We start from the raw sequence: 13,650 nt of genomic DNA on the forward strand, positions 1-13,650 counted from the left end.
ATGAAAAAGAAGTTAGTTGTTTTGGCTGCAGCGATGTTGGCGATCTTAATGCTTGCTGCTTGCGGAGCGAAGTCTCAAGAAGATGTTCTCAAGGATTTGAGTGCCAAAGTGGAAGATATGAAGGGATATAAAGCAAAAGCGAAGATGACTCTTCAGGTCGGAGATGAACCGCAAACGTATGATGTGGATATCTGGCATAATGATCCGAATTATTACCGCGTGAACTTATCGAACCCTGCCAAAGAACAGAGTCAGATGATTTTGCGTAATGACGAAGGAGTTTTTGTTTTGACGCCGGCGCTGAACAAAAGCTTCAAGTTTGAAAGCGACTGGCCGAACAACAGCAGCCAGGCATACCTGTTTGAGTCGCTTGTAGAGGATATCAAGGCGGACAAAGAGGCCAAATTTACGGCAACCGATAAACACTATGTTTTCGAAACGGCCACACGATATCAAAACAGCCAGATGCTGCCTTTCCAGGAAATCAGCTTTAACAAGAAGGATTTGACACCGGCTTCCGTAAAAGTGATGGATGCCGACCGCAATGCGCTTGTAACAGTTGAGTTCTCTGAAATGGATACAAAAGCGGCATTTGATAAAAACGACTTCGACATGAAGAAGAACATGACAGGCGCCCAGCTTGAAATGCCTGTGACTGCAAATGTGGCCGACAGTGAGTTCACTGTAACGTATCCTACTGCAGCAGCTGAAAAAGGCGCTGAGCTTGTAGAGGAAAAAGAAGTGAAGACGGATAATGGCAAGCGTGTCGTTCTCACTTATGATGGTGAAAAATCCTTCACTCTTGTTCAAGAGAAATCAACAGTCGTTCCTGCTGTGACAGTTTCCACAACGGTAAACGGAGATATCCAGGATCTTGGATTCACAGTCGCGGCCATGACCGACCGCACGATTACCTGGACGTATGATGGTGTTGACTATATGCTTGCATCCAATGACCTGACTCCGGACGAAATGACAGAAATCGCCCGCTCGGTTCAAGGATCAATGGTTAAATAAACAATTTGTGAAGGAGCTGCTCTGACGGGCGGCTCCTATTTTTAGGCTGTCATTAGAAAAAGGATAGGAAATTCTGATATACTTTTTAAAAAGAAAATGTTGGAGGCGGACTCCGGCAAGCGCCAGTCCTTCAAAAGGTTGAGGGTCTGGCGGTTTTCGGAGTGAAATAGGAAATATAGGGTTTGACAGCAATGGCCGCCCGGGCAATAATCGAATTTATTACTAAACGCAATGCAGATTTAATAGTCATATGGAAAAGCTGTACAGAACAGGCAGCTTTGTTTCAGGAAGAGGAAGTGAATTCATTGATTACTCAAACCCGATTCTTCAGGGATACCTGGGTAGAAATCGATCTTGATAACCTATATAAAAATGTTGAAAATATCAAACGGCATTTGCCGGAAGGTGTAACGATGTTTGCGGTGGTGAAGGCGAATGCTTATGGCCACGGAGATGTCCAGACTGCGCGTATGGCGCTGAAGGCTGGAGCCGGGGGGCTTGCGGTTGCTTTCCTGGATGAAGCCATTTCCCTTAGAGAAAATGGAATAGATGCTCCGATCCTGGTGCTCGGGGCTACGCGAGCTGAAGATGCCTATCTTGCCATGACCCATGATATTTCACTGACAGTATTTGATTATGATTGGCTGGAAGCAGCAAGGGGATTCCTGGAGAAGGAAGACGGGAAGCTGAACATCCATATTAAGTGTGATACTGGAATGGGCCGGATAGGGGTGCGTAATACGGCAGAACTTCAAAAGGTTGAGAAGTTTATCCGCCGGGAAGAGCGATTCTGCCTGGAAGGGGTCTTCACCCACTTCGCAACAGCAGATGAACTGGATACAGAGTATTTTGACCGGCAGTTGAAGGTCTTTGAAGAGATGATTTCTTCGTTGTCTGAACGCCCTGAATATGTCCACAGTTCGAACAGTGCAGCAACGCTGTCCCATCCTGTATCGCACTTCAATGCGGTACGGGCGGGAATCGCCATGTATGGCCTGTCCCCTTCAATTGAAATGAAAAGCATTCTTCCATTTCCGCTGGAGCAGGTGTTTTCCCTCCACTCAAGGGTTGTGCAAGTGAAGGAACTCCGGGCGGGGGAAAAGGTCAGTTATGGTGCGACTTATGAAACAAAAAAGAATGAATGGATCGGGACTCTGCCGATCGGGTATGCCGATGGATGGTTAAGGAAACTGCAGGGCCAGGAGGTATTGGTCAACGGAAAGCGCGCCCCGATCGTTGGGCGGATATGCATGGACCAATGCATGATCAGCCTGCCGGATGAGGTGAAGCCTGGAACCAAGGTGACCTTGATTGGCAGGCAGGGGGAAGATTTTATATCGATGGATGAGATAGCAGGCAAACTTGATACTATCAACTATGAGATTCCCTGCATCATCTCCAACCGGGTGCCAAGAATTTATATCAAGGATGGAGAACCGGTGGAAGTTTCCAATCAGCTGCTCGCCACAAGCGGATTTTATAAAAAGTAAACTGCGGCATGGTAAATAACACCTGAAAATCCAAATGAAAAAGAAGTGATATGCCGGAACCTTTCCGGTGATATATAAAATTAGTTGGAATGAACTGCCGGCAGGCTGTATAAGAATATTCAGGGAAAGGTTTTGAGACGGGGTAAAAGTAATGATGGGTATGTAACACACTTTACTTGAATCCCAAGGAGCCTCCTTACGCAGAAAATCTTGGATTTATGAAACAGCTTAGGTAAAACATGCATAATTCTCCAGCTTTAAAGCCGATAATAGAGAAGGATTTTATTTTATGTCTTTTATCTTCAGGCAATTGATGGTATGATAGTTATGGTAGTAAAACGAAACGGTATATAGTGATTGGTGGAGGTGTGGTTTGTGTCTGAATCCAGCACAACAACAGAAATCTTAATTCGCTTACCGCAACAGCTCGTTACGGAATTAGACGGCTTTGCAGAACAAGAAAATGTAAATCGCAATGAGTACATCTATCGTGCGACTAAAATGTATCTTCGTGAACGTAAGAAGCGCCAAATCCGTGAAACAATGAGACGTGGATATATGGAGATGGCAAAGATCAATCTTGCTATCGCTTCTGAAGCAATACAGGCGGAATATGAAGCGGAACATACAGTCGAACGTTTAGTGAGTGGAGGCTAATCCTTTGATTGTCAAGCGTGGTGACGTCTATTTTGCGGACCTTTCCCCAGTAGTCGGATCCGAGCAAGGAGGCGTAAGGCCTGTCCTGGTTATACAAAACGATATCGGCAATCGGTTCAGTCCCACTGTGATCGTGGCTGCCATCACAGCCCAGATTCAAAAAGCAAAACTGCCTACTCATGTTGAGATTGATGCAAAGCGTTACGGCTTTGAAAGAGATTCCGTTATCTTGCTCGAACAGATTCGAACAATCGACAAACAGCGTTTAACGGATAAGATTACGCATTTAGATGATGAAATGATGGAAAAAGTGGATGATGCCCTGCAGATCAGCGTGGGTCTCATACAGTTTTGACAAGAGAACGCTCTTTTAGGTGAGAGTGTTCTTTTTTTATTTGTAGAAGAAATCCGGCTCTGAAGCTCAGCAGGAAAATGCACCCGCAGTTCCTTCCGGGCTTTTGTTTGTTTATATGAATATTTTTCAATTTATGGTATGCATTCGATTGGATAAAGTACCTTGTCTATTGTAAAGTGGACATTATATGACAAATAATCAAAAAATATTTATAATGTAAATGAGAAAAGCAACTGTTAAAAAAAATTCTGTTTTCCAGTTTCGTGTAAATCTTCATATATATTATTTACTTTTTTAAATCGGCATTACAATTGGCACCTCTGGGAGGGAACAGAAAATCTTTGTGATAAAATGGGGAGGACTAGATGTTTAACGATTTAATTGGAACAATCAAGGAGAACAAATCTGAATTTGTCTCTGAATGGATGGAGATAATGAAGGATGAATCAGACGATTTAGTAACGGAAGTTGTATCCGATAAAGTCTTTGTTAAAACAAGCCATGAGTTTGTCGACCTGCTCATTTCCAATCTTGAAGATTCTAAAGAGTATTCTGAGAGGCTTGAAGATTTTGCTGAGCGGGTTGTCCGTCTGGGATGGCCGCTGACTTTTGTGACATCCGGACTGCGGAGATTCGGCCGTATCGTCTATGACTATTTAACTGAAAATGGAAAGATCGATAAGGAGAACCATAAGCAATCGGTGGAGGATTTTGATAAATGGCTTTCACCCATGTATAACGAAATTGTACAAGCTTATGCAAAAACATGGGAAAAAACGGTTTCCTTGCAGAAGATAGCTCTTCAAGAACTCTCTGCTCCATTGATCCCTGTTTTCGAGAAGATTTCTGTTATGCCCCTGGTTGGTACGATTGATACCGAGCGGGCTAGGCTGATAATGGAGAACCTGCTGACTGGTGTTGTGAAACACCGTGCTGAAGTCGTGCTGATCGATATTACGGGGGTTCCTGTCGTGGATACGATGGTGGCCCATCACATTATACAAGCATCAGAGGCTGTGAGGCTCGTTGGTGCGCAGTGCATGCTGGTAGGCATCAGGCCGGAGATTGCCCAGACCATCGTAAATCTCGGGATCGATTTAAATCAGTTCAGCACAAACAGTACTTTAAGAAAGGGCATTGAAAAGGCCCTTGAAATGACGAATAGAAAAATTGTTTCAACGGAGGGAACAGTGTGAGAATACCAATATTAAAGCTGCACGATTGCCTGTTAATATCCATTCAATGGGAACTAGATGACCAAACGGCTCTTCAATTTCAAGAAGACCTTCTTCATAAGATTCATGAAACGAGCGCCAGAGGTGTGGTAATCGACATCACATCCATCGACTTCATCGACTCTTTTATCGCCAAGGTGCTTGGTGATGTTATCAATATGTCCAGGCTTATGGGGGCAAAAGTAGTCATCACGGGAATTCAGCCTGCTGTTGCCATCACGCTTATTGAACTTGGCATTCATCTGGATGATGTTCTGACGGCATTGGATCTAGAAAAAGGTTTGGAGAAATTACAACAGGAATTGGGGGACTAGTGTATGGAAATCCAATCCTGCGTAAAGATCACTAATGAGTGGGATATCGTTGCAGCCCGACAACTTGGGCGAAATGTAGCGAAGGACCTGGGATTTGGAACAGTCGACCAAGCCCGGATCACCACTGCCATCTCTGAACTGGCCAGGAACATCTACCTATATGCCGGACAGGGACAAATATGTATAGAAAAACTAAGCGAGAACGGAAAGAACGGTGTTCGTATCATCGCTTTGGATGAAGGACCTGGAATAAAGGATATCCGAAAAGTGATGGAAGATGGCTTTTCAACTTCTGGAGGTCTGGGAGCCGGACTGCCGGGTGTGAAGCGATTGATGGATGAATTCAATGTTGAATCGACCCCGGGAGAAGGAACTGATATAAGAGCTACAAAGTGGCTCCGCTAGGGGGAGTGACATGGACTTTAGAGAATTAATGGATGTTAAATATAAAGAGATCATAGAAAATTATTTGAAAGAACAGGATGAACAGGCTCTATATCTGGGACAGAAGTTCAGCCGGAAGTCGATTGAACATAATATCTCTCCAGAGGAGATCATCAGCCTCCATAAGAGCATCATGCTTGAAATGGAGCCTGGCTTATCAGGTAGTGTGCTCGATTCTTTTGATATTTTACTAGAGGTTATGATAGGTTACGGTTTTGCTTATCGTGAGCATCAGAGCCTGCGCTCCAAACAGCAGGAACTGAATAACGAGATCGAAATTGCTTCGAATATGCAGCAGACGCTTCTTGGTACAACAGTACCTGAAGTGGACGCGCTGGATGTCGGGGCGCTGAGTGTCCCTGCCAAGAGGATGAATGGAGATTATTATCACTTTGTGCAAGATGACAATGATTATATAAGTGTGGCCATCGCGGATGTAATCGGTAAAGGGATACCGGCCGCGCTTTGCATGTCCATGATCAAGTATGCAATGGACAGCCTCCCTGAGCACAGGCATTTTCCAAGTGCGGTATTGGAAAGCCTTAATAGAGTTGTAGAAATGAATGTGGATCCAAGTATGTTCATCACCATGTTTTACGGAATGTATGATCCGTATGAACATGTTTTCAACTACTCTTCAGCCGGGCATGAGCCGGGGTTCTTTTATAATTCCGAGAACGGTGAGTTCGAGGACCTTGAAGCAAAGGGACTGCTGCTTGGAGTAGATAAGAGAGCCAAATACAGGCAGTACGAAAGACAAGTCAATGTGGGCGATTTGATCATCCTTCTTTCTGACGGGGTAACTGAATGCCGTACGGAAGAGGGGTTCATCGAAAGGGAGGATTTGATTGGATATATCGAAAAGTACATCCACCTGCCTGCCCAGGATATTGTGAACAGTGTATATAAAGAATTGGAAAGACTGCAGCATTTCCAACTGCGGGATGACTTCACCCTTATCATTTTAAAAAGAATTTGTTGATTGATGTTTATTATCTATTCAGTAGGGTAAACGAATATAGCAATGGATTTGTAGAAGAGGTGAAATTTGATGAATTTGACGATAGATTTGAATGAAAATGACAAAGTGATCGACGTGAAAGTAAATGGGGAAATTGATGCCTATACGGCTCCGAAATTAAAAGATGCCCTTGCATCTTCTGCTGAAGAGCAAAATGTTGTAATGAACGTTGATCTATCCGAGGTTTCCTATATGGATAGTACAGGCTTAGGGGTTTTTGTAGGGTTATTCAAAACCATTAAAGCAAACGGTGGCCAGCTTTACTTGATCGGTTTATCAGAACGCTTAAAACGCCTGTTTGATATCACAGGACTTGGAGATATTATGAATATTAATTCCGAGGTAAAAGGTGGCGTAGAATAATGCAAGATTTTGACTACATCGAGATGAAAATCCCTGCTAAACCAGAATATGTGGGTGTAATTCGATTGACTCTCTCCGGTATTGCCAGCAGAATGGGTTTCACCTATGATGCGATTGAAGATTTGAAGATAGCGACAAGTGAGGCTATTACAAATGCTGTCCAGCATGCCTACAAGGACGAAACCGGTGAAATCGTTGTCGGATTCGCTTTATATAAAGAACGTTTGGAAGTTATGGTAGCTGATAATGGTGAAAGCTTTGATTTTAAAAAGACACGTGAAGAAGTAGGTCCTTATGATGCTGAAAACTCTGTGGAATTCCTCAGAGAAGGCGGACTTGGGCTGTACCTGATTGAAAGTCTGATGGATGAGGTGAAAGTCCACCATCAAGAAGGTGTAACTGTCTTTATGACCAAGTTCCTAGAAGGAGAGCAGGTGGAGAAGGATGCCGAAACTATCTCAACCTAACCAGCAAACAAAAGAAAAAGTCAAAGAATGGATAAAAGCATACCAGGAAGATAATGATGAAGAAGCCCAGAGTAATTTGGTGCTCCATTATGAAAATCTGGTAATTTCTATAGCGAGAAAATATTCAAAAGGGAAATCCTTTCATGAGGACATTGTCCAAGTCGGTATGATTGGTTTGTTAGGTGCCATACGCCGTTACGATGATTCCTTTGGAAAGACATTTGAAGCATTTGCCATTCCCACAATAGTGGGTGAAATCAAACGATTCCTCCGTGACAAGACATGGAGTGTACATGTACCGCGAAGGATTAAAGAATTAGGCCCTAAGATTAAATCGACGGTCGAAGAGCTTACCAATTCATTGGAGCGTTCACCGAAAGTCGAAGAAATTGCCGATTATCTTGAAGTGACTGAAGAAGAAGTGCTGGAAGCGATGGAAATGGGCAAAAGCTACCAGGCGTTGTCTGTTGACCATTCTATCGAGGCTGATTCTGAAGGAAGTACAGTTACATTATTGGATATCGTCGGCAGTGTGGACGAGGGTTACGAACGAATCAACCAGAAACTTGTCCTGGAAAAAGTGCTTCATGTTTTATCAGAGAGAGAAAGGCTCATCATTCAATATACCTATTTGGATAATCTCAGCCAAAAAGACGCCGGAGAAAAATTGGGAATTTCACAGATGCATGTATCCAGGCTTCAAAGGCGGGCGATTAAAAAGCTGAAAGAAGCTATAGATGCAGAAATGAGAAATTCGGAGAGTCATCCTGGATGACTCATTTAGTCCAAGATCAGATTGAGGTTTATGCCAAGCAAGTGTCAAAAGGTAAGAACCCTTATTGTGGTGACAGCTTCTTTTTCACCTCTACCGATGATTATTTTATCTGTATACTAGCCGATGGCTTGGGAAGTGGAAAGTTTGCCTATGAATCCTCAAATGCAGTAGTGGAGCTGGTGGAAAAACATCATCAAGAGGATGTTTCCACCTTAATGAATTATTGCAACCAGGAATTGATGCATAAAAGAGGGGCAGCTGTAGCCATCATGAAGGTGTATTACAATAGCAATGAGTTTGAATACAGCTGTGTTGGCAATATCCGTTTCTATTTGTATTCATCGGTGGGAAAAATGACGTATCCCCTTCCGGTAACAGGTTATCTTTCCGGCAGACCCCAAAAATATCGAACGCAAAGATTCACATATGAACCCCAATCTAAATTTTTACTGCACTCTGACGGATTGAATATCACGAATATTAAATCCCTGCTTCAAAAGAGTAATTCCTTGAGAAAAATTAATGATGAAATCAGCTTGCGTCTGGCAGAGCCGATAGATGATACAACCTTTATAGTTGGAAGCTTACTCTGATGAGTAGGCTTTTTCTTTTGCTCAAAGTCCAAGCAGGAATGTCCTGCATACAGACAGTATATATACTAGAGGCTATGGTAAACTTGGTAGGTAGAGAAATAAACTGGAGGTAATGCAGCAGTGAGTTCAGTAATGGAAAAACCAAATCTGATAGAGAAAATTTCAAAAGATCTTTCAATCAATATAAAGCAGATTAAAAGCGTAATATCCCTTTTAGATGAGGGTAATACAGTTCCGTTCATTGCCCGGTACAGAAAAGAGCAGACAGGAGCCTTGGATGAAGTACAGATCAGGGCGATCATGGATGCGTGGAATTATGTCCAAAATCTCCAAAACCGTAAAGAAGAAGTCCTTCGTTTAATTGAAGAACAAGGCAAGCTGACGGCAGAGTTGAAGAAGGATATTGAAAAAGCAGATAAACTTCAAACAGTTGAAGACCTATATCGTCCTTATAAACAAAAGCGCAGAACAAAAGCGACTGTTGCAAAAGAGAAAGGGCTGGAGCCTTTCGCTACTTGGATGTTATCCTTCCCTGAATCCGGAAGTCTGCAGGGGGAAGCGGAAAAATATATTTCAGTAGAAAATGAAGTGAATTCAGCGGAAGATGCAATCGAGGGTGCCAAAGACATCATTGCAGAGACTGTATCTGACGATGCCAAATTCAGAGAATGGATCCGCAATGATACATTCAAAACAGGGCAGCTTGTTACCGCGGTAAAAAAAGACGCCGAGGACGAAAAGAACGTATTTGAAATGTATTATGATTATAGTGAACCGGTAAATAAAATTGTGCCTCACAGGGTCCTGGCAGTAAACAGGGGAGAGAAGGAAGGCATCCTGAAGGTGTCCATCAATCCTGATGCAGACAGGATCCATAACTTCCTGGTGAAGAATGTGATCAAGAAGAATTCTGTGGCTTCCAAGACCATCGAAGAGGCAATCGAAGATAGTTATAAACGTTTGATCCAGCCGTCGATTGAGAGGGAGATACGAAATGCATTAACGGAAACTGCCGAGGACCGTGCCATACATATATTTACGGAGAATTTAAGGAAGCTTCTTCTGCAGCCTCCGCTGAAAGGGAAGATGGTATTGGGAGTCGACCCGGCCTACAGGACAGGTTGTAAATTGGCGGTAGTGGACCAGACTGGCAAAATGCTTGAGATCAGTGTCATCTATCCTCACCCTCCTAAGGCAAAAAAAGAAGCTGCAGTGGAAACATTTAAAAAAACATTGCAAAAATATGATATTGAAATTGTAGCAATAGGAAACGGAACGGCTTCAAGGGAAACGGAGCAGTTTGCAGTTGATATCCTGAAAGAAGTGAATCAGGATATCTCTTACATTATCGTTAACGAAGCAGGTGCGAGTGTTTATTCAGCTTCTGATATTGCCCGGGAAGAATTTCCTGATCTGCAGGTTGAAGAAAGAAGTGCAGTATCCATAGCACGCAGGCTTCAGGATCCACTTGCAGAGCTTGTAAAGATCGACCCTAAATCAGTTGGAGTGGGGCAGTACCAGCATGATGTTTCGCAGAAGAAGCTGAACGAATCCCTTACCTTTGTGGTAGAAACAGTTGTTAACCAAGTAGGGGTGAACGTCAATACAGCTTCCTCCTCGCTTCTCCAATATGTAGCCGGCTTATCTAAGACGGTCGCAAATAATATTGTGAAGAAAAGAGAAGAAGAGGGGCGGATTACTTCTAGAAAACAATTGAAGAAGATCCCGCGCCTTGGTGCCAAGACGTATGAGCAGTGTATCGGATTCTTGAGGATCATGGATGGTGAGGAAGTTCTGGATCGAACACCAATCCACCCGGAGAATTACGATGAAGTCAGGAATCTCTTGAAGAAGCTTGGCTTGGATGAAAGCTCTTTAGGAACAGAAGAACTAAGAAAAAGAATAGAAGGCATTAATCTTGAAGAGTTATCAGAAGAGCTTGGTGTTGGTAAGCTGACATTGAAGGATATTATAGATGCCCTTGTCCGTCCTGGCCGTGATCCACGGGATGAACTATCTGCTCCGCTATTGAAAAAGGATGTACTGAAACTGGAAGATCTTCAGCCGGGGATGGAGCTGCAAGGAACGGTCAGAAACGTAGTCGACTTCGGAGCGTTTGTAGACATTGGTGTGAAGCAGGATGGACTTGTACACATCTCAAAGCTTCGCAAAGGATTCGTGAAGCACCCTCTTGATGTCGTCTCTGTAGGAGATGTCGTAACCGTGTGGGTAGAGAGTGCCGATGTGAAAAAAGGAAGAGTTGCCTTATCGATGGTAAAGGAATAGCGTAAAAGGCATAAAGGAAACACTGCTTACTACGAGCAGTGTTTTTTTCTATAGAAATACCAGCATTGATTGAGAAGTTTGATCTGGTAACGGTCTTTTTCGAAATAAGCCTTCCGCATTTGGCTGACAAGCCAGTTAGGCATAACCAAACCTCCTTTATAGAAGTTATGAATGAACATTTTTAAATTTTTGGCTCATTCAATTGAAACCTCCGGTTTCAATTGCCTTTCAGCTCTGCTGAAAGGTCACCTGATGAAAACAAACCGATGGAGCAAATGTATTTGCTCTCTCGGTTTGTTTTCATCAGGTGAAATGAGCCAAAAATCCAACTCTAAGATGAACTATAAGTTCCTCTCTTAAATATATGCTATAATAGTTTGTCAGGTTCACCGAAAGGAGTTGATGTCTGTGGAAAACAATGAGCTGCAATTGCTGGTTGAAGATATATCATCCAAGAGTTTCGGCAAACCTTTCAGGCATAAGGCTTTTTTCAATAAAAGGCTGCGCACCACTGGCGGACGTTATATGCTGCGTTCACATAATATCGAGATTAACCTGAAGTATCTAGAAGAGCATGGGATGGATGAGCTGATTGGCATCATAAAACACGAGCTATGTCATTACCATTTGCATATAGAGGGAAAAGGATACAAACACAGAGATAAGGATTTCAGGGACTTGATGAAACAGGTGGATGCACCAAGGCACTGCAGCCCGCTTCAATCCCAGGCTAAAAAGAGATCGAAAATCCATCTATATATATGTACCGGATGTAATCTCGTGTACAAAAGAAGGCGAAGGATAAATACGGAGCGGTATGTTTGCGGGAAGTGCAGAGGCAGATTGCAACTAGAAAAAACAAGTTCTGAATAACATTGAAAAATCCGTTGACATCCAAAGTGGATGTAGTTATAATAATAAAAGTCGGACAACGACACTAAATACTTTTTGTTCCGCAGTAGCTCAGTGGTAGAGCTATCGGCTGTTAACCGATCGGTCGCAGGTTCGAGTCCTGCCTGCGGAGCCATTTTTATGAAGTAGTGGAGAAGTACTCAAGTGGCTGAAGAGGCGCCCCTGCTAAGGGTGTAGGTCGTGTAAGCGGCGCGAGGGTTCAAATCCCTCCTTCTCCGCCATTATAAAATGGCCCGTTGGTCAAGCGGTTAAGACACCGCCCTTTCACGGCGGTAACACGGGTTCGAATCCCGTACGGGTCACCATCTAAATATCTTATTTCTTACATTAAGGATAGATATTTTGCCTGTCGGCAAAAATCTTTGGTCCGGTAGTTCAGTTGGTTAGAATGCCTGCCTGTCACGCAGGAGGTCGCGGGTTCGAGTCCCGTCCGGACCGCCATTAAAACTTTTTGAAGAAAGTGCTTGACGCCTTTCGACAAAACATGTTATATTTAAAACCTCGCTTCTGCGAGAAGTTAATAAAATGATGGGCTATAGCCAAGCGGTAAGGCATCGCACTTTGACTGCGACATGCGTTGGTTCGAATCCAGCTAGCCCAGCCATTGAGAGCCATTAGCTCAGTTGGTAGAGCATCTGACTTTTAATCAGAGGGTCGAAGGTTCGAGTCCTTCATGGCTCACCATTGTTTTCCTCAAGGGGAACAATAAAAAAATATGCGGGTGTGGCGGAATTGGCAGACGCACCAGACTTAGGATCTGGCGCCGCAAGGCGTGGGGGTTCGACTCCCTTCACCCGCACTTTACTTTTTGAAATAATTATTGACATCTAACGAGTGAAATTATATAATAGAACTTGTCGCTTTTAACGCGGTCGTGGCGGAATGGCAGACGCGCTAGGTTGAGGGCCTAGTGGGGGCAACCCCGTGGAGGTTCGACTCCTCTCGGCCGCACCAACTGAAAGTATTGCGCCCGTAGCTCAATTGGATAGAGCGTTTGACTACGGATCAAAAGGTTAGGGGTTCGACTCCTCTCGGGCGCGCCATTTTAAAACTCAATCCTGTTTTGAGGATGAGATAACAAAACGGGGAGTAGCTCAGCTTGGTAGAGCACTTGGTTTGGGACCAAGGGGTCGCAGGTTCAAATCCTGTCTTCCCGACCAGTGAGCAATTAAATATGCGGGTGTAGTTTAATGGTAAAACCTCAGCCTTCCAAGCTGATGACGAGGGTTCGATTCCCTTCACCCGCTCCATTATTACTGATTGAACCTTGAAAACTGAACAAAACAAGACAAAAAACGTCAACATTAATTCTAGTAAGAACCTAGTTCTTACAAAGTTGCTAATACTATAATTAGCAAATGAGCAAGTCAAACTTCTATCGGAGAGTTTGATCCTGGCTCAGGACGAACGCTGGCGGCGTGCCTAATACATGCAAGTCGAGCGGACTGATGGGAGCTTGCTCCCTGAAGTCAGCGGCGGACGGGTGAGTAACACGTGGGTAACCTGCCTGTAAGACTGGGATAACTCCGGGAAACCGGGGCTAATACCGGATAGTTCTTTTCCCCGCATGGGGGATGGTGGAAAGGCGGCTTCGGCTGCCACTTACAGATGGACCCGCGGCGCATTAGCTAGTTGGTGAGGTAACGGCTCACCAAGGCGACGATGCGTAGCCGACCTGAGAGGGTGATCGGCCACACTGGGACTGAGACACGGCCCAGACT

The 13,650-nt window shown here is 43.9% G+C and carries 15 protein-coding genes, 11 tRNA genes and 1 rRNA gene (1 of these 27 only partly in view); 26 read left to right on the top strand and 1 reads right to left on the bottom strand.

The window, feature by feature from the left end; translation table 11 throughout:
• From ACOJQI_RS01395 to ACOJQI_RS01455, 13 genes are all read left to right on the top strand, one after another.
• Complete coding sequence (locus tag ACOJQI_RS01395) at positions 1-1,017, top strand: LolA family protein (RefSeq protein ID WP_421382859.1); 1,017 nt, start codon at positions 1-3, stop codon at positions 1,015-1,017.
• Between the two features lie 305 nt (positions 1,018-1,322).
• Positions 1,323-2,507, top strand: coding sequence for an alanine racemase (alr, locus tag ACOJQI_RS01400; protein ID WP_421385368.1), 1,185 nt, complete (start codon positions 1,323-1,325; stop codon positions 2,505-2,507).
• A gap of 375 nt (positions 2,508-2,882) precedes the next feature.
• Positions 2,883-3,164, top strand: coding sequence for a CopG family ribbon-helix-helix protein (locus ACOJQI_RS01405; protein ID WP_006838213.1), 282 nt, complete (start codon positions 2,883-2,885; stop codon positions 3,162-3,164).
• Between the two features lie 4 nt (positions 3,165-3,168).
• Positions 3,169-3,519, top strand: coding sequence for a type II toxin-antitoxin system endoribonuclease NdoA (gene ndoA, locus ACOJQI_RS01410; RefSeq protein WP_006838214.1), 351 nt, complete (start codon positions 3,169-3,171; stop codon positions 3,517-3,519).
• A 365-nt stretch (positions 3,520-3,884) separates the two neighbouring features.
• The gene (locus ACOJQI_RS01415) at positions 3,885-4,715 is read left to right on the top strand and encodes an RsbT co-antagonist protein RsbRA (RefSeq protein ID WP_421382862.1); all 831 of its coding nucleotides are present in this window, start codon (positions 3,885-3,887) and stop codon (positions 4,713-4,715) included.
• The gene (locus ACOJQI_RS01420; RefSeq protein ID WP_006838632.1) at positions 4,712-5,068 is read left to right on the top strand and encodes an STAS domain-containing protein; all 357 of its coding nucleotides are present in this window, start codon (positions 4,712-4,714) and stop codon (positions 5,066-5,068) included. The genes ACOJQI_RS01415 and ACOJQI_RS01420 overlap by 4 nt, the downstream gene beginning before the upstream one ends.
• Before the next feature lie 3 nt (positions 5,069-5,071).
• Positions 5,072-5,473: an anti-sigma regulatory factor gene (locus ACOJQI_RS01425; RefSeq protein WP_119547306.1), complete on the top strand. Its 402-nt coding sequence runs from the start codon at positions 5,072-5,074 to the stop codon at positions 5,471-5,473.
• Positions 5,474-5,483: 10 nt separating this feature from the next.
• The gene (locus ACOJQI_RS01430) at positions 5,484-6,494 is read left to right on the top strand and encodes a PP2C family protein-serine/threonine phosphatase (RefSeq protein WP_421382865.1); all 1,011 of its coding nucleotides are present in this window, start codon (positions 5,484-5,486) and stop codon (positions 6,492-6,494) included.
• Between the two features lie 69 nt (positions 6,495-6,563).
• Entirely contained in the window at positions 6,564-6,896 is a 333-nt protein-coding gene (locus ACOJQI_RS01435; RefSeq protein ID WP_421382867.1) for an anti-sigma factor antagonist, read from the top strand.
• The gene (gene rsbW, locus ACOJQI_RS01440; RefSeq protein ID WP_421382869.1) at positions 6,896-7,363 is read left to right on the top strand and encodes an anti-sigma B factor RsbW; all 468 of its coding nucleotides are present in this window, start codon (positions 6,896-6,898) and stop codon (positions 7,361-7,363) included. Before ACOJQI_RS01435 ends, rsbW begins: the two co-directional genes overlap by 1 nt.
• A complete protein-coding gene (sigB, locus tag ACOJQI_RS01445) occupies positions 7,341-8,138 on the top strand; it encodes an RNA polymerase sigma factor SigB (RefSeq protein ID WP_421382871.1) in 798 nt (265 codons plus the stop codon). Before rsbW ends, sigB begins: the two co-directional genes overlap by 23 nt.
• Positions 8,135-8,731 (top strand): PP2C family serine/threonine-protein phosphatase, encoded by a 597-nt coding sequence (locus ACOJQI_RS01450; RefSeq protein WP_421382873.1) that lies wholly within the window; start codon positions 8,135-8,137, stop codon positions 8,729-8,731. The genes sigB and ACOJQI_RS01450 overlap by 4 nt, the downstream gene beginning before the upstream one ends.
• 132 nt (positions 8,732-8,863) lie before the next feature.
• Positions 8,864-11,017 (top strand): Tex family protein, encoded by a 2,154-nt coding sequence (locus tag ACOJQI_RS01455; RefSeq protein WP_421385369.1) that lies wholly within the window; start codon positions 8,864-8,866, stop codon positions 11,015-11,017.
• A 29-nt stretch (positions 11,018-11,046) separates the two neighbouring features.
• On the opposite strand, the gene cmpA is transcribed toward ACOJQI_RS01455, so the two are convergent.
• Entirely contained in the window at positions 11,047-11,160 is a 114-nt protein-coding gene (gene cmpA, locus ACOJQI_RS01460; protein ID WP_006838640.1) for a cortex morphogenetic protein CmpA, read from the bottom strand.
• A gap of 265 nt (positions 11,161-11,425) precedes the next feature.
• Here cmpA and ACOJQI_RS01465 point away from each other — a divergent pair, with 265 nt between their 5' ends.
• From ACOJQI_RS01465 to ACOJQI_RS01525, 13 genes are all read left to right on the top strand, one after another.
• On the top strand, positions 11,426-11,890 hold the full coding sequence (locus ACOJQI_RS01465) for a SprT family protein (RefSeq protein ID WP_421382875.1): 465 nt from the start codon (positions 11,426-11,428) through the stop codon (positions 11,888-11,890).
• Between the two features lie 79 nt (positions 11,891-11,969).
• Positions 11,970-12,044, top strand: a tRNA-Asn gene (locus ACOJQI_RS01470).
• Positions 12,045-12,059: 15 nt separating this feature from the next.
• Positions 12,060-12,150: transfer RNA gene (locus ACOJQI_RS01475), tRNA-Ser, on the top strand.
• A gap of 9 nt (positions 12,151-12,159) precedes the next feature.
• A tRNA-Glu gene (locus ACOJQI_RS01480) sits at positions 12,160-12,234 on the top strand.
• A 59-nt stretch (positions 12,235-12,293) separates the two neighbouring features.
• Positions 12,294-12,370 (top strand) — tRNA-Asp (locus tag ACOJQI_RS01485).
• An 88-nt stretch (positions 12,371-12,458) separates the two neighbouring features.
• Positions 12,459-12,533 (top strand) — tRNA-Gln (locus ACOJQI_RS01490).
• Positions 12,534-12,537: 4 nt separating this feature from the next.
• Positions 12,538-12,613, top strand: a tRNA-Lys gene (locus ACOJQI_RS01495).
• A gap of 33 nt (positions 12,614-12,646) precedes the next feature.
• Positions 12,647-12,728: transfer RNA gene (locus ACOJQI_RS01500), tRNA-Leu, on the top strand.
• 69 nt (positions 12,729-12,797) lie between these two features.
• Positions 12,798-12,883, top strand: a tRNA-Leu gene (locus ACOJQI_RS01505).
• A gap of 12 nt (positions 12,884-12,895) precedes the next feature.
• Positions 12,896-12,972, top strand: a tRNA-Arg gene (locus ACOJQI_RS01510).
• Between the two features lie 40 nt (positions 12,973-13,012).
• Positions 13,013-13,089 (top strand) — tRNA-Pro (locus tag ACOJQI_RS01515).
• A 16-nt stretch (positions 13,090-13,105) separates the two neighbouring features.
• A tRNA-Gly gene (locus tag ACOJQI_RS01520) sits at positions 13,106-13,179 on the top strand.
• A gap of 125 nt (positions 13,180-13,304) precedes the next feature.
• Positions 13,305-13,650: ribosomal RNA gene (locus tag ACOJQI_RS01525) — 16S ribosomal RNA — on the top strand; it runs 1,205 nt beyond the window's last position.

The organism is Bacillus salacetis (assembly GCF_049177075.1).
In the GTDB taxonomy this organism is placed as follows: Bacteria; Bacillota; Bacilli; order Bacillales; family Bacillaceae_B; genus Rossellomorea; species Rossellomorea salacetis_A.